The sequence below is a fragment of the Neolewinella agarilytica genome (assembly GCF_900110645.1).
GTDB lineage: Bacteria > Bacteroidota > Bacteroidia > Chitinophagales > Saprospiraceae > Neolewinella > Neolewinella agarilytica.
Window position 1 is genome coordinate 1 of the sequence record NZ_FOFB01000011.1, and the last position, 25889, is coordinate 25889.

At 52.3% G+C, this 25889-nt stretch carries 16 protein-coding genes; 13 read left to right on the plus strand and 3 right to left on the minus strand.

The genetic code is table 11. The features are described from left to right. Positions 1–250: hypothetical protein (locus tag BM123_RS24205; RefSeq protein WP_217642156.1), on the plus strand; the 250-nt coding region annotated here is incomplete at its 5' end. 158 nt (positions 251–408) lie between these two features. Further along, positions 409–1518, plus strand: coding sequence for a TlpA family protein disulfide reductase (locus tag BM123_RS10955; RefSeq protein WP_175489332.1), 1110 nt, complete (start codon positions 409–411; stop codon positions 1516–1518). Here BM123_RS10955 and BM123_RS24210 read toward each other — a convergent pair. Further along, positions 1515–2042 (minus strand): GNAT family N-acetyltransferase, encoded by a 528-nt coding sequence (locus BM123_RS24210; RefSeq protein ID WP_175489333.1) that lies wholly within the window; start codon positions 2040–2042, stop codon positions 1515–1517. The two genes, BM123_RS10955 and BM123_RS24210, sit on opposite strands and share 4 nt — an antisense overlap. 354 nt (positions 2043–2396) lie before the next feature. On the opposite strand from BM123_RS24210, the gene BM123_RS10965 reads away from it, so the two are divergent. Then, entirely contained in the window at positions 2397–2828 is a 432-nt protein-coding gene (locus BM123_RS10965; protein ID WP_090168245.1) for a hypothetical protein, read from the plus strand. Between the two features lie 68 nt (positions 2829–2896). Here BM123_RS10965 and BM123_RS10970 read toward each other — a convergent pair whose 3' ends face one another. Both BM123_RS10970 and BM123_RS10975 read right to left on the minus strand, forming a co-directional pair. Next, positions 2897–3211, minus strand: a complete 315-nt coding sequence (locus BM123_RS10970; RefSeq protein ID WP_090168248.1) for a chaperone modulator CbpM — start codon at positions 3209–3211, stop codon at positions 2897–2899. Next, positions 3211–4137: a DnaJ C-terminal domain-containing protein gene (locus tag BM123_RS10975; RefSeq protein WP_090168251.1), complete on the minus strand. Its 927-nt coding sequence runs from the start codon at positions 4135–4137 to the stop codon at positions 3211–3213. The genes BM123_RS10970 and BM123_RS10975 overlap by 1 nt, the downstream gene beginning before the upstream one ends. 110 nt (positions 4138–4247) lie before the next feature. Between BM123_RS10975 and BM123_RS10980 the strand changes: the two genes are divergently transcribed. The 10 genes from BM123_RS10980 to BM123_RS11025 all read left to right on the plus strand — a co-directional run bounded on the left by BM123_RS10980 (position 4248) and on the right by BM123_RS11025 (position 25870). Beyond that, positions 4248–5264 carry a Gfo/Idh/MocA family oxidoreductase gene (locus BM123_RS10980; RefSeq protein WP_090168253.1) on the plus strand — a complete coding sequence of 339 codons (1017 nt, stop codon included), beginning with the start codon at positions 4248–4250 and terminating at the stop codon, positions 5262–5264. Between the two features lie 570 nt (positions 5265–5834). Then, the gene (locus BM123_RS10985; RefSeq protein WP_090168255.1) at positions 5835–6812 is read left to right on the plus strand and encodes a ribonucleotide-diphosphate reductase subunit beta; all 978 of its coding nucleotides are present in this window, start codon (positions 5835–5837) and stop codon (positions 6810–6812) included. A gap of 116 nt (positions 6813–6928) precedes the next feature. Then, a complete protein-coding gene (locus BM123_RS10990) occupies positions 6929–9463 on the plus strand; it encodes a ribonucleoside-diphosphate reductase subunit alpha (protein WP_090168257.1) in 2535 nt (844 codons plus the stop codon). A 368-nt stretch (positions 9464–9831) separates the two neighbouring features. Beyond that, positions 9832–12939 carry a SusC/RagA family TonB-linked outer membrane protein gene (locus tag BM123_RS10995; RefSeq protein WP_090168259.1) on the plus strand — a complete coding sequence of 1036 codons (3108 nt, stop codon included), beginning with the start codon at positions 9832–9834 and terminating at the stop codon, positions 12937–12939. A gap of 11 nt (positions 12940–12950) precedes the next feature. After that, entirely contained in the window at positions 12951–14372 is a 1422-nt protein-coding gene (locus tag BM123_RS11000; RefSeq protein WP_090168261.1) for a SusD/RagB family nutrient-binding outer membrane lipoprotein, read from the plus strand. 30 nt (positions 14373–14402) lie between these two features. Continuing rightward, positions 14403–14612, plus strand: coding sequence for a hypothetical protein (locus BM123_RS11005; protein ID WP_090168263.1), 210 nt, complete (start codon positions 14403–14405; stop codon positions 14610–14612). Positions 14613–14989: 377 nt separating this feature from the next. Next, positions 14990–16915, plus strand: a complete 1926-nt coding sequence (locus tag BM123_RS11010; RefSeq protein WP_139211845.1) for a histidine kinase dimerization/phosphoacceptor domain -containing protein — start codon at positions 14990–14992, stop codon at positions 16913–16915. A gap of 216 nt (positions 16916–17131) precedes the next feature. Continuing rightward, positions 17132–18007: a hypothetical protein gene (locus tag BM123_RS11015; RefSeq protein WP_139211846.1), complete on the plus strand. Its 876-nt coding sequence runs from the start codon at positions 17132–17134 to the stop codon at positions 18005–18007. 123 nt (positions 18008–18130) lie between these two features. Beyond that, positions 18131–19303, plus strand: coding sequence for an adenylosuccinate synthetase (locus BM123_RS11020; protein ID WP_090168269.1), 1173 nt, complete (start codon positions 18131–18133; stop codon positions 19301–19303). Positions 19304–19750: 447 nt separating this feature from the next. Further along, positions 19751–25870, plus strand: a complete 6120-nt coding sequence (locus tag BM123_RS11025; protein ID WP_139211847.1) for a hypothetical protein — start codon at positions 19751–19753, stop codon at positions 25868–25870. Positions 25871–25889 lie beyond the last annotated feature (19 nt).

Genomic DNA, 25889 nt, shown 5'->3' on the forward strand with positions numbered 1-25889 from the left:
CAAGCTAATCAAATATCGAGAGCACGAAGTACTGCGAAGCAAATCGCCAATCGCCAATCAAAAACGTAGCAAACGAAGTTTGATGCGTTTGCCCTACCTCTTCTCCTCCAACTCCTTCGGAAAATCATTCTGCTACCCGGACCCCGTTCAGCCGCCCAATGACCGTTGCCAAACATGCTTTTCCGGAGGAGCGGGAGGAGGAAAGGAGATGGAAGAGAGACTTTTAATTGGTTTTCAGAACTTTACGTAAGAGCACCGGCTGTGCTTAGCCGTTGCCGGTGGTGGGGCAGCCCGGGAAAGGCGCCTACCTGTCTTTGCTTCCAAAAGGTATTGCTTTGCACCTGCGTTCGCGCCCCAATTCCTTTGTCTATATTTGTATGCAACAACCTAATGACAAGACCTATTACCGTGAAGCATCTACTCCCACTATTGTTCCTGCCCCTATTTTTTGCCTGCCATCCGGAAAGCCCCGAAGATCTCCTGGCCGACGTCCGGGCAAAAACGGCCATGGCGCAATCCATCAGCTACGAACTGCATGAGATATGGGATAACCGTTTTATGGGGACGGCAGACACCTCTTTCAGTACGGTGAAGCTCTACCGCAATGAGAAGCCGACCTGGGATTACGATTACATCAAGGAGTCAGAAAGTTATGATAGCTGGCTGATTGGTGAGCGGTCGGGATTGGATTTACATGATGAGGGAATCGCCATCGTGCGTACTGAAGAGGAGACAATGGCTAATTTTCAGAATGATGCTCCCAATTTTACGATCTCTTCCGCTCCTGATTATCTCCTGGGCCTGCCCGACTGGAAGTTTCAATGCGATACCTCCTTTGCTGGCCGTATGACAAAGATGTATACTTATCGCAGCTCCTTTAGCCAGGAAGATACCGTTACTTATCAGCGCTATGAGTATTTATTTATTGATCCGGAAAGCCGGAGAGTGGTAGGGAATCGTTTTATTCACTTTATCAATGAACGAACAAATCAGGTAGTTTCTTTTTGGTACGAAAACTACGAAGAAGACCAGCTGGAGCCACTCAATTATGTCCCCGTCCGAAACTATGCACAGACCACCCAAACCGCCTACGATGCAAGCAGAACCAAGGGCCAAATTACCGTAGGGGAACCTGCGCCGGACTTTGTTGCCACGACCCTTTCGGGAGACACCTTTGCGCTGAAGGATTACCGGGGGCAACGGCTGATGCTCGACTTTTCCTTCATCGGCTGTGGTGGCTGTGAACTGGCCATGAAAGAATTTAACCGGCCGGGCTTTAAACTGGCTGATGGGATGAAGGGAGTCTACCTCAGCTACATGAATAAACCGAAGGAGATCAGCACCCACTACAAAGACAAGGGGATGCCCTTCATTGCCATCCCCGAAGCGCGGGATCCGGACAGGATGTACGGTATTTACGCTTACCCAACCTTCGTCATCATTGACGAAGAGGGGAAAGTGGAAAGGGTGGAAGTTGGCTTTTCGGAGGAGTTCATTGCCAGTATCGAAGAGCGTTAGGTAGTCGTGTTTGACGTTCGCCGCAACAACACCAACTCCTCCGGGTCACCCTCCAGCCGGATCATTTTCTCCCGCTCGAAGCCCAGCCTGCCCAGTAAGCGTAAGCTCGGGCCATTCGTGGGTAGGGTGATGGCCAGTAGCTCGTTGATGCCATGAGATTTGGCGTAGGCCAGGTTAGCCACCGATGCCTCGAATGCGTAGCCCTGACCGTGAAAGGCCTCCAGGAAAGCAAAACCGAAATCTTTCAGGTCGAGCCCCGGCCGATCATAGATGCCGGTGTTGCCGATGATGGTACCGTCGGATTTAAGGACACAGAGCATAGTGCCCTGTCCGGGCACCTGATACCCCGGGAGAATCTTCTCTTCCAAATACTTTTTAGCGTCTGCCAGGGTGTATACGCCCCGGTCGCCGATATTGTCCAGCCAGCCCTTACTGGTCAGGAGGGCAAGGAAGAAATGCGCGTCATCGGGGGTGGCTTTTCGCAGGTAAAGGCGTTCTGTTTCAAGTGGGGGTTGGAGGGCCATAGCTCGACGGTAATTTGGTGGGGTAATATACACTGTACCGGATGATGAACTTCGCCCGGGCCAGGCCGTGTGTGCACAACAAATTGCAGGTTCCCAGGGAACTTTGCCGCCGGAGACGTCTCCCCTCTCCTCCGGAGAGGGGCCGGGGGAGAGGTTTTTAGATGGCGTAATAGACTTAGGTTTTACTTCAAACCCGCAATCTGTTATGCACACCCGGGCCGTCGGCCCGATTTCCGGGGGGCGGTTCGCCGGCTGAAAATAAATTAACCTGCTCAACGGCATTAGAAAGACTTTCCGCCAACGTTTACAATCGGAACTCCGTCTTCCCATTTGCTAACCAACGATGAAATCCTAATGAAGTATATCTGTACAGTCCTTGTTGCCTTCTGCTTGTTGAGTTGTGAAAAGTCAGACCCGGATACTCCGCGGGAATTATGCGGCAGTGCCATTATCATTGACGCCGACCGGGTGAATGATCCTTCCGACGGCTTTGGCCTCCTCGAGGCTTCCGTGGAGGGGAAATGTCTGACTGTAACCATCGCCACGACGGGCTGTAGTTCACAGGGCTGGGAACTGGACCTGGTCACCAGTGGGAACATTGCGGAGAGTCTGCCCACCCAGAGTGGTGCGCGCCTTATTTTTACTAATCCGGCTGCTGGTGGAATTACCTGCCAGGCCGAGATTCAGGAGACATATGTCTTTGACCTGAGTGATTACCTGACGGAAGGAGCTTTGCCCACCCGGTTTACCCTGGACGGAACGGACCGCGTGCTGGAGATAGAGTAGGGGGCTTATTCGTGTAAAGCAGCAAATCTTATGGAGAACGGCGGTTGGCACTGGCCATGACCCGCAGATCAGTGTTCCCCGTTAGGGTGATCTTCGATTGGTTGTATCGGGAAATCTTCAATACTATTCTGCTGCGACTGGAGCCGATCGAGCAGATTAAGGATGATGTCAATGCCTGGAGCATTGACGCCCAGGTCAAGGTGCAGGCGCAGAGCCCGCTCCAGTCGGGGAATTTCCGGTTCCGGGATCAGGAGGATCTCGCGGTCCTGCCGGACCTGGCAGATGCCATGGTCGATCAATTCCCGGACGAGAATGGTTTCACAGTCGTAGAATTGACAGAATTGCTGCACGGTGATGTAGGAAGTCGTCATGATCTTTGCCATTAGGAGAGGTTAGCTAATTCCTGAAAGAGTTTGCGTTGCGCGTCGGAGAGGGTTTCCGGGAGGAGGACACTGAGCTCAAGGTATAAGTGACCGTTTCCATTTCCTTTGTATACGGGCAGCCCCTTGCCTTTGAGCCGGATACGTTTGCCGTTTTGGCTGAGCTCTGGAATGGGAACATTGACGGTGCCGGTGGGAGTTTCAACGGTTACCTTGCCACCCAGGACCATGGTGGTCAGGTCTACGTTGAGGGTGCGAAACAGGTCAGCTCCCTGGCGGCGATATTCTTTGGGGAGGCTGACGCGAAAGGTGATGTAGAGGTCACCCGCCGGCCCGCCGCCGGCCCCCGGGCCGCCTTTGCCGCGCAGACGCAGGGTTTGTCCTTCCTCCACGCCAGCGGGAATGGTGACCCGCAGCTGCTGGCCGTTGACGGTCAGAACCTGCTTGTTATTTTGGAGAATATCTTCCATCCGGACCTGGAGCTCGGCCTCAATGTCCTGCCCCCGATAACCCGCCCGCCGGCGTCCGCCGCCGCCGAAGGATGCGCCGCCGCCGCCGCCGAACATACTTTCGAAGAAGTCAGAGAAATCCGCTCCGTCCCCGCTGGTATAGGTGTACCGCTGCCCGCCACCAAAAGGATTGCCCGTTCGGCCGCCATAGCCCGCTCCCGCTCCGCCACCGGCTTTTTCGAAGGCTTCAGCCTGCTCCCAGTCCTTACCGTATTTGTCGTACTTCTTACGCTTTTCCGGATCAGAGAGCACTTCGTTAGCCTCATTGGCTTCTTTGAATTTGCGCTCCGCTTCCTTGTCGCCCGGGTTCACATCGGGGTGGTACTTCCGGGCTAGTTTCCGAAAGGCCTTCTTAATGGATTTCGCATCGGCGTCTTTAGGAACACCGAGAACCTGATAATAATCGATGAATTGTGCCATGCCATAAAAACGGATAAGTGAAGGAGGAGGTTTAGCGGGAGAACTGATACCTCCCCACTTTTCCTATCTTCGCCAACCCTCTTTTTGTTCACGCTGTAGCCTGATTTTAGATGCTTCCCATTCCAACGGCCATCCTTGGCTTCGGCCTCTCCGGCCGACAACTTCAAGCCCCTTTCTTTACCGTTCATCCCGGTTTTCAACTCAGGTGCGTGATGACGAGCCGAAAGCAGGCCCTGCAGGAGGCGTACCCTGAGGTAATGCAGGCAAGAACCGTTGAAGAAGTGCTGGCGGATGAATCCATCGAGCTGGTCTCCATCGCTACCCCAAACAGTACTCACTACGAATTGGCGCGGGCGGTTCTGGAAGCAGGTAAACATGTGCTAGTGGATAAGCCCGCCTGCACAACGGCTGCAGAACTACGGGAGCTACGGGAGCTGGCGGTTAGCAGGGGCCTTCATATTTTCGTTTTTCAAAACCGCCGCTGGGACAGTGATTTTCTCACCCTTCAGAAAGTACTTCGCTCGGGCAAACTAGGCCGCCTGGTTGCTTATGAGGCTCGCTACGATCGCTGGAAGCCAGCGCCCAACGCCAAAGCCTGGAAAGAAACCCCCGGCCCGGGAGCGGGGATGCTCTTCGATCTCGGGGCTCACCTAATTGATCAAACCATTGCCTGTTTCGGTATCCCGAAGCACACAAGTGGACGGACCTGGAAACAACGTTCTTTTTCGACTATTCCGGATGCATTCGACCTGCACTTCGAATATGATGACTTCGTAGCCGACCTCTCCTGCAGCCTGTTGGTAGCGGCACCGACTCCGCGCTACCGCTTGCACGGAGACCGGGGCGCTTATGTGAAGTACGGTATCGACGTACAGGAGGATCATCTCGTGGCCGGGCTGCTACCCGGAGATCCCGGTTTTGGCTGGGAACCAGCGAGCCAGGCAGGAGCTCTTCACACCAAAACGGAAGAAGGAGGATTGAAAAAAGAGATTTACCCAACCCTGCAGGGACAATGGATGAGGCTCTTTGATCAACTCCATGCTACGATCAGAGAGGCAGCTCCACTGGCGGTTCCAATAGAGGATGTTATCGCTCAGCTGGAAATAATTGAGGATATTCTGGAGTGAAAAAGATAGAATACAGGCAAAATGGAAAATCAAACACTAACCGTTTTCTATAAAAAACATACCGTTCCCCCTTTATTTTAAACGATTGTTGTTGGTCGGCAAGCATAGTTTTCCACGAAAAGCCCCGGTTTTCCACATGTTGAAAATGTTTTCCACAATGTGGAGAAAATGAGGTAAAATGTTAAGTCGTTGATTATCAGCGGTTAATCAAATATTTTCCACAAGGTGTGGAAAACTAATCTACCAATCTCTTAATCTTTAGTTTACCTTAGCCATTGCACGAGGGAAAACTACGAATTGTTAGACCATTTCCTCTCCTGCCACTTTACTGATACCACTTAGGCTGAGGCGGCATTCTTCCATTAAAAGGGTGCCGCCTTGGTTGGCCTTAGCCTTTGTGCGGGCCTCAATATGAACTCACGACCTCGTAATCTGACACTTCTTTCTTCCGCTGGCTCTATCTTTTTAAGGGCCAAGAAGTAAGCAGGCAGCCGACGGTCTATTCTCGACTTACTGAAACCAGTGCATTTTATCTCATCCTTTTTTTCAATATTTCTTTAAGACAAGTTAATGAACGCCAAGATTGAACCGATTTTAGCCGAAAACGACGGCCGTTTTGTACTCTTCCCCATTGAGCACGACGATATCTGGAAATACTACAAAGACAATGAAGCCTGCTTCTGGACCGCCGAGGAAATTGACCTCAGTGCTGACCTGAACGACTGGAACAACAAGCTCAATGATAACGAGCGTCACTTCATCAAGCACGTGCTGGCTTTCTTCGCAGCCTCTGACGGTATTGTGAACGAGAACCTCGCGGAGAACTTCGTTGCGGAAGTACAGTATACGGAAGCGAAGTTCTTCTACGGCTTCCAGATCATGATGGAGAATATCCACTCGGAGACCTACAGTCTGCTGATTGATACTTACATCAGTGACCCAAAAGAAAAGGACTACCTCTTCAACGCCATCGAAACGATGCCCTGCGTACAGAAGAAAGCCGAGTGGGCGCTGCGCTGGATTGATAATGGCACCTTCGCCGAACGCATCGTTGCCTTTGCGGCTGTGGAGGGTATCTTTTTCTCCGGCTCGTTCTGTTCCATCTTCTGGTTGAAGAAGCGGGGCCTGATGCCCGGGCTTACTTTCTCCAACGAACTCATCAGCCGGGACGAAGGAATGCACTGCGACTTCGCCTGCCTGCTCTACAACAACCACATCGTACACAAGCTTGAACCAGGCGTAGTGACCGGCATTATCAAAGACGCCGTAGCGATCGAGAAAGAATTCGTCTCTGACTCCCTGCCCGTAAATCTCATCGGGATGAACGCTGACATGATGTGTCAGTACATCGAGTTCGTGGCCGATCGCCTGCTGTCCGAACTCGGTCAGGAGAAAGTCTGGAACGTAGAAAACCCCTTCCCCTGGATGGACATGATCAACCTGCAGGGTAAGACCAACTTCTTTGAAAAACGGGTAGGGGAGTACCAGAAAGCTGGCGTTACCTCTGACCGGGACAAGCAGACCTTTAGCCTCGACGAGGACTTCTAGCTTGTACCGCCGACTTCGGTCGGCGGGCCCCTTACGCCGACCGAAGTCGGCGGTACAACCATTCATCGCACCTGCGGCCGCGCCCAGCATCGTCCGCATCCACAATACCATTCATCATGAAAGTTATCAAGCGCTCCGGACGTAAAGAAGACGTCTCCTTTGATAAAATCACCGCCCGCATTAAGAAACTGTGTTACGGGCTGGACGAGAACTTCGTCGACCACATCAACGTAACCAAGAAGGTTATTCAGGGCCTCTATGACGGTGTAACTACCGTAGAGCTCGATAACCTCGCTGCGGAAACGGCCGCCAGCATGAGTACTGTCCACCCGGACTACGCCCAGCTTGCTGCCCGCATCGCCATCTCTAATCTGCACAAGGAAACGGACAAGAGCTTCTCCGCCACCATGGAGGGCCTCTATAATTACGTTGACCCCAAGACCGGCGCTGCCGCCGGTCTGATCGGCGACGATACAATGGCCGTCATCCGGGAGCACGCCGGAAAACTGGACGCTGCGATCATCTACGACCGCGATTTCGAATTCGATTACTTCGGCTACAAAACCCTCGAACGCAGCTACCTGCTGCGGATGGACGGTGCCGTAGTGGAGCGCCCGCAGCAAATGCTGATGCGCGTCTCCGTGGGTATCCACCAGGACGATATCGAGAGTGCGATCGAGACTTACCAGCTGATGAGCGAAAAGTGGTTCATTCACGCCACACCAACGCTGTTTAACTCGGGAACGCCTAAGCCACAGATGAGCTCCTGCTTCCTGCTGAGCATGACCGACGACAGCATCGAGGGGATCTTCGAAACCCTCCGCCGTTGTGCCCGCATCAGTCAGGCTGCCGGTGGTATTGGCCTCAGCATTCACAACGTTCGGGCTACGGGCTCTTACATTAAGGGAACCGGCGGCACGTCCAACGGTATCGTCCCGATGCTGAAGGTGTTCAACGATACCGCCCGCTACGTAGACCAGGGCGGTGGCAAGCGCAAAGGCGCCTTCGCCGTTTACCTTGAACCCTGGCACGCCGATATCTTCGAGTTCCTCGAACTCAAGAAGAACCACGGTAAAGAAGAGATGCGCGCCCGCGACCTTTTCTATGCTTTATGGATGAACGACCTGTTCATGCAGCGCGTCAAAGATGACGCCGACTGGAGCCTCTTCGATCCCAACGAAGCCCCCGGACTGTTTGACGTGTATGGCGGTGAGTTTGAAGCACTCTACCACCAGTACGAAAAGGAAGGCCTGGCCCGTAAAACGGTTAAGGCGCAGGAGCTTTGGTTTGCCATTCTCGACAGCCAGATCGAAACCGGCACGCCTTACATCCTGTACAAGGACGCGGCCAATAAGAAATCCAATCAGCAGAATCTCGGTACCATCCGCAGTTCTAACCTCTGTACGGAAATTATGGAATACACCAGCCCCGATGAGGTGGCCGTGTGTAACCTGGCCAGTCTTGCGTTGCCTAAGTACGTGAAAGAAGACGGTACCTACGACTTTGATCGCCTCGTGCAGGTAACCCGCGTGGCCACGCGGAACCTTAACAAGGTGATTGATCGTAACTACTACCCGATTGAGCAGGCGAAGAACTCCAACTTCAAGCACCGTCCGATCGGTCTTGGTGTTCAGGGCCTGGCGGATGCCTTCATTATGATGCGGATGCCCTTCGACTCTCCGGAGGCACGGCAAATGAACAAGGACATCTTCGAAGCGATTTACTTCGCGGCCTGTACGGAATCCATCGAGCTGGCGAAGAAGGAAGGACATTACGAAAGCTACCCGGGCTCACCGGCCAGTAAGGGCGAACTGCAGTTCGACCTCTGGGGCGTAACGCCATCTGATCGTTGGGACTGGGCCGGACTGAAGAAAGACCTCGCCAAGCACGGTATGCGCAACTCCCTGCTCGTAGCACCGATGCCGACGGCCTCCACCAGCCAGATCCTGGGCAATAACGAGTGTTTCGAGGCTTACAGCTCTAATATGTACACCCGCCGGACGCTCTCCGGAGAGTTCGTAGTGGTAAACAAGCACCTGCTGCGCGACCTCATCGGCCTCGGCTTGTGGGACAACAGCATGCGTAACCGCCTGATGGCCAGCAATGGCTCGATCGCTGATTTCGACGACGTACCGCAGCACCTCCGTGACCTCTACAAGACGGTCTGGGAGATCAGCCAGAAAGTCGTTATCGACATGGCCGCTGATCGGGGTGCCTTCATTTGCCAGAGCCAGAGTATGAACCTCTTCGTGGAGAACGTCAACTTCGGTAAGCTCTCCAGTATGCACTTCTACGCCTGGAGCAAAGGCCTCAAGACGGGCATGTACTACCTCCGTACGAAGGCTGCACGGGATGCTATCCAATTCACCGTCGACAAGAACGCACTGCAGAAAGCAGGCGAGCAAGGGGACGGCGAAGTGAAAGCCAAGGTGCTGAAATCCGGCGCGGACGCAGGTGCAGGCAAGGGGACAAAGCAGCAAGGGAGTAAGGGCGCTGCCGCCGTTGCTACCGCTGAAATCCCCGCCGTCAAGTCAGAAGCCAAAGCTTCCCCCGCCGCCGGCGGTTTTGACGAGCTCAGCGCTGATCAGGTAGCCAATGTGGGCAAAGCTTGTAGTCTGGATGATCCGGATTGTATTGCTTGTAGCGCATAAACACTGTCTGACAGCAGAAAACAGAAACCCCGGAGTCATGAATGGCTTCGGGGTTTTTTATTTGGGGCTGGCCGCTGGAAATTAAGGGCTCTTTTTTGCGAAAAAACCGGAATGATGACGGCGGGATTAAGGGCTTGTTTTTGGGACTGTACGGTTAATCCAGTCAGGTAAAATTAATGAGTTTTCCAGATGTTTGTCAGGGCTTTTGTCTCTTTAAAATTGATGTTAACAAAATAATTAGTGCTTTTTGTCACCCAAAAGGTTGTTTTGTTTCATGTGTCGAGCTGTATTGTATGGACATCTAAAATAAGATGATTTATTCATGCTTAGATTCCTATATTGAAGTCTTTACCGAAAATCCATAGTATATGAAACCGATACACTTGGGCAGGCTTATTGGCCTGCTTCTAATACTGTTCACCACCACCGCCAGCCTTTTGGCCCAACGGACCATCACCGGAACGGTGACGGGAGACAGTGGAGATCCTCTTATTGGCGTAAGCATTGTGGTGGCCGGGTCCGGCAGCGGTGCGGTTACCGACTTTGACGGTAAATATTCCCTGACTGCCAACACCGGGGATAAGCTGATCTATTCCTACACCGGCTACGGAGGACAGGTGCGGACGGTTGGCTCTGAAAGCGTGATTAACGTTATTCTGGAAGCTGGTGCCTTGCTGGACGAAGTGGTGGTCACCGCCCTGGGCATCAGCCGTGAGCGCAAAGCCCTCGGCTACGCTGTCGAAGAACTCGGCGAAGAGCAGATCACCCAGCTGAAGCAGACCAACCTCGTTAATGCTCTGCAGGGGCAAGCGGCGGGCGTTCAGGTCTCCAGTGCAGGTGGTGGTCCCGGGCAGGCGGCCCGGATCATCATCCGGGGGATCAACTCTCTCGACCCCAATGCTGATAACCAGCCGCTCTTCGTGGTTGATGGTATCCCCATCACCAATGAGACCCTGACGGTAGGCGGAGGAGGCAGCCGGAACGTCTCTAACCGGGTGGCGGACATCAACCCCAACGACATCGAGTCGATGAACATCCTTAAAGGAGGCGCCGCCACGGCGCTTTACGGGCTGCGTGCCGCCAATGGCGCCGTCATCATCACCACCAAGCAGGGCAAATCCGGAAAACTAAGCATTGATTATACCACGACCTACGGCACCGAGGAAGTCAATAAATTTCCCGAAACCCAAAAACAGTTTACCCAGGGCTTTGGTGGAAGCTACGACCCCGACAGCTTCTGGCCCAGCTGGGGGCCGACGGTAGAAGAGGCCCGGGCTGTTGACCCTGACCACCCCGAAGAGATTTTCAATAATTTTGAAAACGCCTTTACAACGGGCAACCAGTGGCGTAACACGCTCAGTATTTCCGGAGGCAACGATAAGGCGCAGTTTCGTACCGCCCTTTCTCATCTCGATCATGAAGGTGTACTGCCCTTTAGTACCTATACCAACACCAGCTTCCGGATCAATGCTAACTATAAAGCCTCGGAGAAATTCAGCTTCGGCGGAGGAGTCAACTACATCCGCAGTGGCGGTAATCGGGTAAACGCTGACCGCTTTAATGAACGACTCGTTTATTGGGCTCCACAGGCTGATGTGAATGACTACATCGCTCCCGACGGCTCCATGCGCGGCTATCGCCGCAACCAGACAGTGGGCAATAACCCCATTTACGGAGAGGCAACCAATAAATTCATCGACGACGTCGACCGCTATATTGGTAACCTGAAGTTTAGTTATTCACCGACGGATTTCCTGACCATCAATTACATTCTCGGGCTCGACCAGTATTCTGATTTTCGGAAAAATTATGGGCAGGGACCGGTTTTTGACGGCGCGCCTAACTTTGAAAATAACGGCCTCGGCTTCGTAACCGAAACGGGCATACGCCGGCGGGACATAACCTCCAACATCAATGGTGTACTTACTCATCGGTTCAATGATGATCTGGGGGTACGCTTCCTGGCGGGCTTCGATGTTTTCGACTCCGAATACAACCGGGTAACCACCAGTGGAAGTGAACTGGACATTTTCGACCTCTTTATCCTGAACAACGCCGCGAACATCACCACCAGCAGCGCCCTTGTTCAGCGTCGCCTGTTGGGCCTCTACGGAGACCTTTCCTTTGATTATCTCAACGCCATCTATCTTTCCATAACGGGGCGTAACGACTGGTCCAGCGCCCTGCCCGTTGAGAACCGCTCCTTTTTCTACCCCTCCGTCAGCCTTGGCATTGTGCTCTCTGATCTGGTGGATCTGCCCGAAGCGATCAGCTTCGCTAAGTTGCGGGCCTCCTACGCGGGTATTGGTAAGGACACAGACCCCTACCGGACGAGTGTCGTTTATGGTACCAACACTCCCATCGACGGAGTTACCCGCTGGACGCGGGGTAACCAGCAAGGCTCACCCGACCTTAAACCGGAACGCACCAATACTATCGAGTTGGGAGCAGACATTCGCTTTGCGGATAACCGCATAGGGGTTGACTTTACCTACTATAACGCTAAAAGTGTTGATCAGATCATCCCCGTGCCAGTGTCTAATGCAACGGGCTTTACGACCTTTGTGCTTAACGCTGGATCCATGCGTAACCAGGGGGTGGAGCTGGGCATCCGGGCAACTCCGGTAAAAACGGAAAAATTGAACTGGGACGTCAACCTCAACTTCACGCGCAACCGCAATGAAGTACTGGAAATTTTTGAAGGCGTCGAGGATATTTTCCTGGGTAGTTCCTTCGGTTATGCCGGTTCCTCGGCAAGCATCCGTCTGGTGCCGGGGCAGCCCTACGGCAACCTGTACGGTACGAGCTATGCCCGCTTCGGAGCGGATGAGGAAAGTCTGTTCATTGACGAGAGCCTGCCCATCATCATCGGTGAGAATGGTTTCCCCGTTCGGGAAACCGAGCAGAAGATTCTTGGCAACACCCAGCCTAGTTGGTTTGGTGCCATCACCAATACCATCACCTACGAAGGCCTGAGCCTGTCGTTCATGTTCGACACCCGCCAGGGAGTGCAGAAATATAACCAGCAGGGGAATTTCTTTGCGGCCTTTGGCATTGCGCCCTACACGACGGACCGGAACGAGACGATTGTCTTCGAAGGTGTTCTTGCCGACGGTACTCCGAATACCAAACCTGTATTCCTTGGGCAGGGCGAAGGTCCTGACGGAGAAAACTACGGAGCCGGTTACTACCGGAACACTTTCCGTGGAATCACGGAAAATTTCATTGAGGAGGCTGACTGGATCCGTCTTCGCAACGTCAGCCTGAGCTACCAGCTGCCTGCCAGCTTGTTTGCGAACAACTTCGTTTCCGGGGCTAACGTAACCCTGACGGGGAACAACCTCTGGCTCAGTACTCCCTTCAGCGGTTACGACCCTGAAGGCTCTCGCGGCAACCAGAACGGTGATGACGGTTTTGGGGGCTTCACTTACCCCAACGTCCGCAGCTTCTTCTTTACCCTTAACCTCAACTTCTAAACTCTACCCTGATGAAACGGAATATCATTCGCTTCGCGCTCTGCGCCGGGGTCCTCTTCACCGTATTTAGCTGCGGTGCCGATTACCTCGATATTAACGAAAACCCCAATGTTGCCACCCGTCCGCCATTGGACGGCCTGCTGGCTGAAGCCAGCTATAACACAGCCCTTAACCAGCAAAGAGTAAGTGGCAGCCACGCGGCCTTCTTCGTGCAGTACCTGGCTAGCCCAAATGAAGCCAACACGACCGATATCTACCTGGAAGTAAGCGGCAGTAGTGCCTGGAGCAACCTCTATAACACCATGACCAATGTCTATGACCTGATTCGTTTCGGCGAAGAAGACGGTGCGCAGGCTCACGTGGGTATCGGTAAGGTATTGATGGCCATCAATCTTGGTCTGGTAGTTGATAACTGGGGAAACGCTCCCTACACTGATGCATTTTCGGGGGAAACGCTGCGGCCAACCTATGACTCCGCAGAAGATCTCTACCAAACCATCTTCACCCTGTTGGATGAGGCGGAAAATGCCCTCGATGCCTTTGACGGTACGCCGCGCATTAAATCCGGCAGCGACTTTATTTTCGAAGTGACGGGGAATGATGACCTCGACCCCTGGCGCAAGACTATTTCCGCCCTGCGGGCACGGTACCTCAACCACTTGAGTGAAACGGGGCAGTACGATGCCGCAGCAGTATTGGCGGCGGTTGATGACTCTTTTACGAGTACGGACGATGATGCTGACCTGAAGACTTTCCTCGTGCGTAACCCCTGGGCGCAGGTAGCGGTCAACAACGATGCCCTGCTGCTCGGCGGCTGGCTCTCTGAGCAGTTCGTTGACGCACTGAACGGTACTACCTTCGGGGTAGCTGACCCGCGCCTGCCGCTACTGACTGACACGACCATCTTCGGAGACTACCGGGGTACACCTAACGGTGTCGGCAGAACGGGGGATGGTACTCAACCGGATGAAACCTACCTGCAGTCGGATAAAGGGCCGGCGGCAGTGGATGCTTCCCTGGATATCATTACCTTCATGGAACTTAAGTTTATTGAGGCCGAAGCGGCACTGGCGACCGGAAGCCAGGAACGGGCAGACGCCGCTTTCCGCACCGGGATTCGCGCCAGCATGAACGAGTTAGGCGTTGCGGCTGATGCGATCGAGGCTTACCTTACGGATGCTTACGGCGAAGAGGACGAGGACATCGACCGGGACGATATCTTCCGGGAAAAATACGTAGCGCTGTTCCTGCACCCGGAAACCTGGGTGGACGCCCGCCGATACGATTATGCCTACGAGGATTTCACCCTTGCGGCCAACGCCGCCATCGCTACTTTCCCCGCCAGACTGCAGTATCCCAATACTGAACTGGATCGCAACCGGGCCAATACTCCGACGGTAACACTGACGGACGCATTGTTCTGGGATCAGTAACATTGACTCGCTGTAGCTGCGGTGTTTTGAGTGGCGCGGACGCAGGTGCAGGCAAGGGGACAAAGCAGCAAGGGTAAGTGTGCTGTCGCCGTTGCTGCCGCTGAAATCCCCGCCGCCAAGTCAGAAGCCAAAGCTTCCCCCGCCGCCGGCGGTTTTGACGAGTTCAGCGCTGATCAGGTAGCCAATGTAGGCAAAGCTTGTAGTCTGGATGATCCGGATTGTATTGCTTGCTCGGCGTAGGTATTGCTGAACAGTGAGAGATAAACATGAGTTATCCCTGTTTTGGATGAGATGACTATGTTTTCTGGTAAATGATAAGATTTTTAGGGGTCAGCGGACAGTATTCAGGCAAAACGGCTCTGAATACTGTCCGCTGATCGCTTTTTATACCGCTCGAACCAGGTTTCATCCGAGAAAACACAGAAAAGGCTGCTCAAAATTCGGGATGACTCATGTTTTATTGGTCATAAAGCAACGTTGCAAGAGTGGAGAAAGGGTCTTCTTTTAAACCATGGCCTTCTTAACACCCGAAATGCATCAAAACACCTAAATTGAGTCATGAAGTCTACGTTTACGATGACTTTTACCCATTTTCTACCTACTTAGCTACCCATACCGTGAAATCCTCTTACTGTCTTCTGGCTCTTTGCCTGCTAACCTTCCATTGCACCCGCGTCAGCGCCCAAAAGGCGAACTTTGAGATTTACCGGGACAGTATTTACCGAATCATTGATACGGCCCGCAGCGAGAGTGAAAAATTTCTTCAGTACAGCCGTATTCACGATAAGTTGTCACCGAAGGACACCGCTCTCGTTTTGGCCTATCAGGACACGATGAGGAGCTTTAAGGGGAAAGTGGACGATGATTTTTTTGAAGCCACCTACAACTTTCAGCTTGCGTGGACACTGCGCCTGCAACGGCGCTTCACGGAGGCTCGCCCGGTTATCAAGAAAACCATTGAGGCCTATAAACGACTGGACAGCGTCAGGTTTGCCGCCTCCATCGGGCGGGCTCATCAGATGGGAACGATTATTGGGCTGGCTACGCAGGATCTTGCCTTCGGGCACCGTCAGGCAACGCAGGCAATCGAAAAGTTTCGCAGCGTGACCGGGGAGGAAGATAATCTGGCCGGAACGCTGTCTAACCTTGGTTCTATTCTGATGCAGACTGGTCTGACTGAAGAGGCATTGTCTCCACTGCGGGAGTCAGAGCGGATGTACCGGAAGGCGAAGCGCCCTGACCGCTACTTTCACCCCGTATTGAATCAGGGCAATGCCCATAATACGATGGGGAACCGCGACAGTGCTGTTTATCACTACGAGCGTGCCCTGGCCGCTATTGATGAGCAAAGCCGGCCCAATCCCGGGCAAAGGGCTTTCGTGCAGACCAACCTGGGCACAGTGTATTTGCGGCAGGGCAAACTCGCTGATGCGAGGGACCAACTTGAATCGGCCTCGATTACCTTTGAAAAGCTGGGGGCTAAACGAGAGTATGCCTCCGCTGCCGGGAACTTAATCGTTGTCTACAACAAGCTGGGCGAACACCGGAAAGCACGGGACATCGGCCAGCAGGCACTGAACAGTGCCGCAAAATTTCCTGAGGTAAAGCGTAAAATTTTAGAGAGCCAGATCACGACATTTATCAATTTACGGGAGCCGGATTCTACGCAGGCTTACCTCGATGCCTTCCTGAAGGCCACCAATGAGCGCAATGAAGCGCAACTGGAAAAATCGGTAGCCAATGCAGAAGCACAGTTTCAGAATGACCTGAAAGTAGCGGAAATAGAGCGGCTGGAGCTGGAGGACCAGGTGAGTCAGGACCGCATCACCCGTCAAAAATGGTTACTTATCGGGGCGGCGCTCATTTTAGCCTTATTGAGCTTTCTTGCCTATGGGCTCTTTCGGCAGCGGCGGCGTATTGAAAAACAAAAAGATACGATTGCAAAGGCCCTGAAGGAAAAAGAAACCCTGCTGAAGGAAATTCATCATCGGGTGAAGAATAACCTGCAGATGGTGTCCAGTCTCCTCTCCCTGCAGGGAAGGTACCTCGAAGATGACGGCGCCAAAGCGGCCCTGAAAATGGGGAACAGCCGGGTGCGCAGTATGGCGCTCATTCACCAGAAGCTTTATCTGACGGATGAAGTGAATACCCTGATCAATGCCCGGGATTATCTGGAAAAACTGGTAACCGAATTAGTGAAAAACCTGAAGCGTCCGGATTTGGAACTGGCTTTACTACTTGATGTGGAAGATACGGAGCTTGACATCGACCGGATGATCCCCCTCGGGCTTATCGTGAATGAATTAGTGACCAACGCACTTAAATACGCCTATGACGGGCGGGAAAGTGGTCGCCTCTCGATCAAGCTGCAGCCCGAAGGGGAGGGGCATTCACTAACGGTACAGGATGATGGAGTAGGTATGCCAGAGGAGAGTCGGACGAATTCCTTCGGCCTGCACCTGGTAGAAAGCTTAGTGGATCAACTGGGCGGTAAACTGCAGCGGCAGGAAGGTAAAGGGGCCGGGCTTGAGCTTAGCTTTTAGAGCCGGACAAGCAGGCTTGAAGTGATCCATCGGGAAAGCAGCTTATTTGCAGTCTGACTAAACGGTCAGGGTGCAGAGCAGGGCGTCGGACAATCTCAGCGGGAGAAAAAATAATACTTTACTTGTTTTTTAAACTAAGTAGACTTATCTTTGTCGTGCAACTAGTTAGTTTAAAAAACAAGCTAACATTTTTTCACCCTTCAAATACCAATGATTATGGGATACGGAAAATGGTCTTCTGCCGAATATAAATCCTACCGTAGTAGCTATGCGGGAAAGAGTCGCGACGAAATCTTTACTTCCAACAAGCACCGTCGGATGGATCCGAAGCTGGACCCATTTCGGGTGGGGATGCGGGAGAGTCGGGACTCAGAGGAGCATCCGAACAGCCTTGCTATCGGTGTTTTTCTGGACGTGACGGGCTCCATGGGGCACATTCCCCATGACCTGGTGGCCAATCAACTTGGTCTGATGATGGATACCATTACGGAACACGGTGTAGCGGACCCTCAGCTGATGTTTTCTGCCGTTGGTGATCATCGCTGCGACAAGGCGCCTTTGCAGCTGGGGCAGTTTGAGTCGTCTACCCAGTTAGTCAATGATGGTCTCAGCCGGCTCTTTCTGGAGGGCGGGGGAGGGGATGCCCCGGAGAGTTACCTGCTGGCCTGGCATGCTGCTGCCCGGCACACCAGCATCGATTGCTGGGAGAAGCGCCGGCAGAAGGGCTTTTTATTTACGGTTGGTGATGACACCAGCCACAGCTCATTCGAAGGTCAGCTGCAGCAGAAGATCTTCGGCTATGACCGTGCTCAGACTTTGAGCGACCGCGAACTGCTGGCCGAGGCGCAAGAGCGCTACCATGTTTTCCACGTACACGTAGGCCGGAATAATGCCCAGGCGGGGAATGCCCGTGTACTGAACTACTGGCAACCGTTGCTGGGCAAACGATTCATCACGCTGAGCAACTACAAGCAGCTAGGAAAACTGGTGGCCATGGTGGTAGCTATCGTTTCCGGTAGTCCGGTGGCGGAGGTAGTAGGCAAGGAAGATCCTGCACTTGGACGAGCGGTGTCAGAGGCGTTGATTGTCTAACGGGTTGCTAGCCGTCAGGACAGCCCTTCACCTGCCGGGAGTAGGGGTCGACGGCCTGGCCTTGCAAGCCTTTTGCTCTTTACTCCTTTCCCTTTACTCCCTTACCCCCTTTACTCCCTTACTATGCAAACCCACATCATTCTCGGCCTCGGTTTCGGTGACGAGGGCAAAGGCCTGACGACGGATTATCTCTGCCGCCAGTATGAGCGGCCATTAGTCGTTCGCTTTAGCGGCGGGCACCAGGCCGGGCATACGGTGGTTTGCCCGGATGGTCGCCGCCATGTGTTTAGCAATTTTGGCGCCGGGACGCTGGCGGGTGCGCCGACCTTCTGGTCGGCCAACTGCACCTTCCATCCCGTTGGCTATGCCAACGAGCGGGAGGCATTGCGGGCACTTGACGTAAGCCCTGAGTTCTACGTAGATGGATTAGCACCCGTTACCACACCCTATGATCTGCTGTATAACCGACAACTGGAAGCGGGACAAAAGCACGGTAGCTGTGGGCTGGGTTTCGGGGCTACCATTGCCCGCCATGAAGGGCCCCACAAGCTTCACGTGATGGACTTGCAGGACGATTTTGTGTTGGAGCAGAAACTAACTTCCGTAGCGGCCTATTACCAGAAAAAACTCGGCGTGGTGTATGATGTCGCTATACTGAATCAGATGCTGGAGGATTTCTGGGCGGCCGTCGATTATTGCCGCCCAACTTTTCATTGCACGAGTCCCGCAATACTGCGGGACGCCCACCTGAATCAAACCGCTGAAAGCTACGATGCGCTGATTTTCGAAGGAAGCCAGGGCTTGCTCCTTGATCAGGAATTTGGCTACTTCCCTCACGTTACCCGCGCCCACGTCAGCAGTCGTAATGCCCTTAAGTTGGTCCGGAAATTTCACCTCCCTACCCCCGACATTTTTTACGTTACCCGTGCTTACCAAACCCGCCATGGTAACGGCCCCATGACGAATGAGTACCTAAAACCTTCTTTGGTCCCGACCCCTGATGAAACGAATGTCTACAACCCCTGGCAGGGGCATCAGCGGCGCAGTTTACTGGATTTAGGGCAGCTTCGTTTCGCCCTGCAGGCGGATGAACACTATTCAGCAGGGTTATCCCGCAGCCTGATGGTTACCTGTCTTGACCAGTTGGATGGAAGTTGGTGGGTAACGGATGAAGAGGAGAAATTACAACTTGCCGGAATCAAAGATCTGGCGAATAAGTTAGGTGTAAATTGGGCGAGTTGCCTTGTCAGTTACGGCCCATCCGGAGAGAAAATCAGGAAGGGAATTCTGATATGAACCGTCTCTGCTTTGCTTATTCGACGAGGCTGAACGCTCACTGATCTTTAAGGGAGTTCCTAAAGTCAGACTTTTTGGCTAATTTGCAATATGTTTCTCATTACAGACCTTTTTCAAAGCTTTCTTTTAGTGATTTTATGTATGTTTAAGGCTTTGATTTATAGTCTTTTGTGAGTTTTCTCTCTTGAATAATTAACGACCACGCGCCATATGTATTCTCTTCCAATTACAGGCCCTTCCATGTTTGGATGGGTTAGAACAGCGGTTATTTCTGCTTTCTCCTTACTTTTTTTGTTGATTACCGTTAACACACTAAGTGCTGAAAATTCCAAAGGCTTGACGTCCGCGGGTTTTTCAGATTTACTGCCCGGTGCCTTGTTGACAGAGCAAAGTAAACTTCAGCTTACGTACCGGACTCACCGCTTTGTTGCGTTGCCTGCGACCAGCTTGCTTTCACCAGATCCGGACCAATTACGGGTGCAGGATTTGCGCAACATCGAGTGTTACGCTCAGCCCGACGCACTGGAGGTCTGCGGTGCGGGAGATACCATTCCGATTATGCTTTTCACTAAGTCTGTTCCTCCGTTGCAGGATATCCGGCTGGATGTGGTTTTTGAAGATGGCATTGAGTACGGTGGCTTTGCCTACGTAGACAACACGCTCGCAAATTCCGGAGCACAGTTGGATACCATCAGTACTGAGAACCCCGAGTCCCCTTCTTTCCTGCTGGACCAGGTGAGTGAAGCAACGGGAGGAGTAATCGTTTATCTCGGTGTACGCGCAGAGTGTGGTGTTGACTTTTCTATCAACAACCCGGATGTAACCATTAACTTCTCTTACACCAATGCCGATGGAGTAGCCTGTACGGGCTCCGTTACGCTGGAAGATTATGGTGGCAATGTTATTATCCCTAAGGTTGTGATTACGAATGACCCGCCAAACCTTAACCTGAACCGCCCCGGTAATATTCGTTGCCACTCCCTTGACGTCAGCCAGTCTACCATAAATGCCTCAGCGACGGGCTATATCTTTACGGCATCAAACTATGGCTTTGAGGAGGGAATCAGTATCGTCGAGGTGAGAAGAGCCGGTAATGTTCTGGCAGCTACTGATTATACTATAGATGCGGTCACGGGTGAAATGACCCTGACCGTGACAGATCCTACTGCTGATGGCTTTCTGGACTTCAACGAGATAGAAACGATCAATGTTTGTTACACTTATACAGAATGCTTCCCCAATGTAGACTTTACCCCGGTTTATACTGCGGTAAGTGCTTGTGACGGGGTATTTTGTACCGGTCCCGTAGACCAGCGGAGTGCAGGAGAATTACGCTCTAATTTCCCGCAAAATCCCGCCTGGCAGGCAGAAATTGTGGGTGAGCAACTTCCTGATGTCTGTACCGGACAACCTTATGTGCTGGATATAGAGCTGGGTGCTGCGGGGGATCTGGAAATAACGGATCAGATGGAAAGCATCAACCTTTTCCTTCGTCGTTGTAAAAACCCTGGCTTATTTCTGGATACGGTAGCATTGGTATCGTTAGACGGTGCGACTATTTTGGGTGTTTTCGATGAATCTATCTACAGTGTGAGAGGCGAAGATCAGGTTACTGCCAGCACGGGTGTTCCTACGGCCAACCGTGCGGGAACCGTAACGCTGGATCTGCGCCAAAACGATTTGGTGAGTGGGGGCGGTCTAACCGATACAGATGGAGACGGCTTTTTTGATGATATGCCAGGCGATGAATCCATACGACTGCGATTTGTCTTTGGGGTAGCCTGTGCTTCAGATGAATTAGCGTGTAATTCGGGGGCTAACCTTCCCGGAGGGCCTGATGCCGGGGCAGATTGCCAGTTCCGGGAAATTAGCCTTTCGGGGCGAACGGGTTGCGATACCAGAAACAGGACGGCTACTTTACCCTTACTTAATTTACAAAATTTTGATGCAGAGAGTACTTCCGAGTATACTAATGAAGAGACGTTCACTTTTGGAGGTTCAATGTATAGTGGTTATGACTTTGGCGAAATCGGTCGGAGTACGATGGGTGGCCCGCTGAATGCAACTACCAAGCCAATTAATTTCAGTTATACGCTTGGAGATAATGACCTCTTCGCTTGTGATCCGGTAGGTACGGGAGTAGCTAAATTGGAGCTATTGATTACGGGTAATGAATACCTGCTCGATAATATGGAATTCACGGACATCGCCTTTAACGGCATGACCGTCAGTCCGGGAAAGGTTACTGTAGCGCGTCCGATGACCGGAGAGCTACTCTTTACCGTCGATACGGGTAGTGTCATGTCAGGAGTCCCCTTTGACTACGATTTTAGTGTTACACTGGATACGCCACGTTGTGCACCTCCTGCACTGCTTTTTGTAGACGCCTTTTTAACGACTCAATGTGCAGACGGCTGTGATTGTGCGCCCGTTCGAACGTGTACCTCAACAACTTTTACCGTTGACCCGGATAGCCTGGGTTGTGTTTGTGAGTACACTATTTCCACCTTCGTAAAGCGAGTCAACACAAATTTTGAGGATGAAACCAGGACTACCGAAGTGGACCCGGAAACTATTTCACAACAGGATATTCGCCGGTTCGTATCGGGTGATACCCTTGAAATTCTTTATCAATTAACCGTTGAACCGGGGGCTGATCCCGATTTTAATGAGTCTAATGAATTCCTTGATTTTCGTACGGACCTTAGGGTGACAGGGGGCGCTTCTGCAACCTCCCAGAACTTTCAGGCCATGTTTGATCTTCAAACGGCACGTGTGCAATCCTTTACGATTAACCGGAAAGATGGAACGGAAATTGATGTTGGAGCGAGTATTAGCGGAGATATTAATGTAGGTGCTTCTGGCGTTTTGATAAACTCGGGAGGTGATAATACCTTTGGTTACGGTATTAACGAGCCGGAAATGGCAGGGCTCCCCAATGGAGGGTATACATTCGGTACGGGTAATTCATCAAATGATGATCTGGATGGTCGGTTGTTAAGATTGCAAGTCAATAATCTTAATGGACAACCGGATGCCAATACGCCATTCTTTGATTTGGTAGGGGGAAGGTTTATTGGTGAGGATACCATAAACATCGTTTGGCATGTTGTGTTAGTTGATAATCCTTCCTGGAACGGAATGGTTTCCACAATGTCGCTCACCGGATTGGTTGACAGCCGAGGATACATCGGGGACCCTGCGGATAATGTGATTTATAATACTGATGGCAACCAATGTTCCCCAACCTCTGAACCTTTTCAATATGCCGATCCAATGGTTGAAGGGAGCTCAAGGATCGAGTATACGGACGATTGCGAGGCTACATTGGTAGTTAGCTATGACGTTACGGGGATTCCCTCCGATTGGTATACCAATGAGTACCGGCTTGTGGCTGGTATTGAAGAGTTCGACATCAATTTTCCTGAGCCCTACTATTACGCAGGAGGAGCTACGGTTGAAACCGGAGGCCTTAGCCCTGTTCCGGTAGAGCCCACTGGATCCAGTAATGTGGATACCGCAACCGTTAACGGCCAGCAGGTCTTGTTCCCGAATGGAACGGGCATCCTGAGCTTCGTTGACGCAGAAAAAGCCGATGGTGTCCGTCCTGATGGTTATGCAGGATACGGAGGCCCCGATGAAGCACTGAGTGATGTAATCACGGTAGGAGGCACTTACCCCTTGTTGGGCTTCATGGGAGGGGCTGAGGACTCGTTGGTATTCCGTATTCCACTGGTACGGGGGTGTTCTGCTGAAGCAACAAGCGGAGGAGGGCTAAGCCTGAACTTTGATGCCGCTAATCTTCACCTTCCAGATTTATTTTCGAATGGTACTTTCCAAACAAGTGGATCTGCAAGTGTCGATGGGGAGGTGTTGGATAACGACGGAAACGTTGTTCAGGCAAGACGTGAAAGTGATGGCGCTGTATCGGATCCTCCGGTTACTGGTTCCAGATTCTATCCCTTCCTGCGCCTCGAAGATAGCCCACAGTTCCTGCCGGGTTTCCCGATTAACCGCGAACGACGCATTAATAATGTAGTCGCCGTTACGGAAACCGGTGCCCGCCCCACAGAGATCGTTTCTGCTGCTTCCGTTGGTATGGACTTCCTCACCGACGATATGGGGACAGAGACAAATACTTACATGCTGTGCCCGGATGGTGGCGAAATTCTCCCCGGCGGCGCCCTCAGCATTGAGCTGTCCAACAGTGTAGAGCTCCTCTCTATCTCCGGAGATGCAACTTCTTTCAGTATTGCTTCTGCTACAGATTCAAGCATTTTTTACGCGGTCGAAATTCCCGCCGAAAACGTGGCTGATGATTGTTTCGAAATCACACTTACAACCGACCTGCTATTCTGTGATGCAGGTATGGTTTGCATGACGCCGATCCTGGGCTGCCCTGGTAGCCAGATTGATATTACACAGCAGGTGAATGTTTATAAAGAATTCATGCTTGAATGCTCACCTGCAGTATGCTATGAGTATCGGGGTGGAACTACTGAGGTGGACATCTCCTTCAATCTGCCCACACAGTCAGATCTGTGCTCAGATCAAACTTATAGCATATTGTACGTAAATAACGGCTCGGGCTCGTTATCTGACTTACAACCCGTTATTCAGATACCTACTGGATTGGATGTAGACTTCAGCTCCTTTGAAATTACGTTGATCGGAGGAGGCACGATGGCCCTTTCTCCACCGGTGGCGAACCCAGACAGCAATACGATCTACGGTAGTGGATACGTCTTTGATCAGACGGAAATTGATGCGTTCCTCTCTCCGAATGAGTTTGAAGTGGGCGATATCATCGAAATTACCTTCGATGCGGCAACCAGCTGTGACTTCATCAACGGCACCCCGCTCGCTGCGAGGTTGAATGCCGCTGATGCCTGCCAGCAACCTCAGTACATCATGGATACTACCTCTGATCCCATCAGAGTAGCGACTCCGGATGTTCCGGAGCCTCTCTTTGAGCTGGACCTGCCAGAACTGATTCAGGTAAGCTGTAGTGAGTCGGGAACAGAACTGCTGATTACAACGCTGAATGTCGGTAAAGCCCCCACGACAGAACTCGAAGTAATGTTTACCCTCCCCGCTGGCTTCTCTCTGGAAGCAGATGATGTGGTAGTAGTAGCCCCTTCCGATTTCGTTATTGACGATATCGTAGAGGAAGACCTCGGTGGTGGGGTGACTATGTACAGCTTTACCGGTCCGGAAAGTATCGCTATTGGCGGTGCGCTATGTGTCAAAGTAATGCTCAACGTCGATGGCATAGACTGTGGTGTTTACCAACTTAGTGCCGGTTTCAAACAGGCAACGGCACCGCTGACCTGTCCTACAACTATGGAGACCTGCACGCTGGCCTCGTTACTATCTGAAAGCAGCATCTTCGATGTAGAGGTAGTTCCGACGGTGACCCTTGGTACCGACAACGAGATTACCGCAGATTGTGGCCCGACACCAGGTACTTTCAACATCGCTTACGACTTGGAAATTGTGGCTCCAAGTGCTGCTTACACCGGCCCCGCGGCCGTAGAGCTTTACCGGGACGCTAATGCAAACGGAACGTATGAGCCAGGAACGGATCAGCAGCTGGGAACAACGATGAACATCAACGTTGCGATAGACAGCGGTGAGGTGGCTTCCATCAGCGGAATGTTTAATGAAATTGACGTGCTTGACGTATGTCCTGTACTGATTAGATTTACGGTGCCCGGTTGTGCCTGTGGCGAGTCGGTGCTTTCCGTAATGGACATCCTGCCCACCTTCCTCAATGACTTGGGAGAATCCGTGGCACTTTGCCCCGGTGAAGAAGGAATGTTAACGGGAATCTGCGCTCCCCTGGATTACAGCTTTAATCCCGTTACTGCAGGTACCGTCACGGATAACGGAGATGGTACGGTGAGCTTCAGCCTTAATGATGGGTTTACCGAAGCCATCCTTCAGGTGGGGGGTACCTTCGGAGTCTGTCCGGTAGATGTTAGCATTCCGGTCATCTCTAACGATCCGTTCGAATTCGGTCCCTACACTGCAGAGGTATGTAATGAAGGCGCTCAGGAAATTGATTTTAATATTCCGCCAGCATTACAGGAAGATCTCGAAATCCTGATCCTCCCTTCCATTGGACTGGACGATCCGACGAGCTTCGAACCGACTATTTCCGATCTGCAGGCCGATCAGGTATACACCGTTCAGTTTACCCTCAACGGTGAGTGTACGGCTGAAACAACGCTAACGGTTACCGTAGATCAGGCCCCAATGGTAGAGCTGACGGGCTCAACAACCTGTATTACAGGCTTTGACCTTGAGGATGCCCTTACGATCAGCCCCGCTGACCTGACGGGTGAGTTCCAAACATCGGGTGACGGAACCTTTACTACCGGAAACCGGGTGCCGGGCGCTACGGAATATATACCCGGACCAATGGACCGCGAGGCTGGTTCTGTGTCTTTCCGTTTTGTTAGCGACGACCCCGAAGGGCCCTGTGGGCCGGATGTAGCGCGGATGGATTTTACCATCTTGTTAGTAGACTGTGGAAACTTTGGCTGGGACGGATCGAACGACTAATCCCCCGATTGATCTCTGA

Excerpts from the sequence above, each read along its gene's own strand:
- BM123_RS24210 (WP_175489333.1), bottom strand. The coding sequence starts at position 2,042 with ATGGCCCTCCAACCCCCACTTGAAACAGAACGCCTTTACCTGCGAAAA.
- BM123_RS10965 (WP_090168245.1), top strand. The coding sequence starts at position 2,397 with ATGAAGTATATCTGTACAGTCCTTGTTGCCTTCTGCTTGTTGAGTTGT.
- BM123_RS10970 (WP_090168248.1), bottom strand. The coding sequence starts at position 3,211 with ATGGCAAAGATCATGACGACTTCCTACATCACCGTGCAGCAATTCTGT.
- BM123_RS10975 (WP_090168251.1), bottom strand. The coding sequence starts at position 4,137 with ATGGCACAATTCATCGATTATTATCAGGTTCTCGGTGTTCCTAAAGAC.
- BM123_RS10980 (WP_090168253.1), top strand. The coding sequence starts at position 4,248 with ATGCTTCCCATTCCAACGGCCATCCTTGGCTTCGGCCTCTCCGGCCGA.
- BM123_RS10985 (WP_090168255.1), top strand. The coding sequence starts at position 5,835 with ATGAACGCCAAGATTGAACCGATTTTAGCCGAAAACGACGGCCGTTTT.
- BM123_RS10990 (WP_090168257.1), top strand. The coding sequence starts at position 6,929 with ATGAAAGTTATCAAGCGCTCCGGACGTAAAGAAGACGTCTCCTTTGAT.
- BM123_RS10995 (WP_090168259.1), top strand. The coding sequence starts at position 9,832 with ATGAAACCGATACACTTGGGCAGGCTTATTGGCCTGCTTCTAATACTG.
- BM123_RS11000 (WP_090168261.1), top strand. The coding sequence starts at position 12,951 with ATGAAACGGAATATCATTCGCTTCGCGCTCTGCGCCGGGGTCCTCTTC.
- BM123_RS11015 (WP_139211846.1), top strand. The coding sequence starts at position 17,132 with ATGGGATACGGAAAATGGTCTTCTGCCGAATATAAATCCTACCGTAGT.
- BM123_RS11020 (WP_090168269.1), top strand. The coding sequence starts at position 18,131 with ATGCAAACCCACATCATTCTCGGCCTCGGTTTCGGTGACGAGGGCAAA.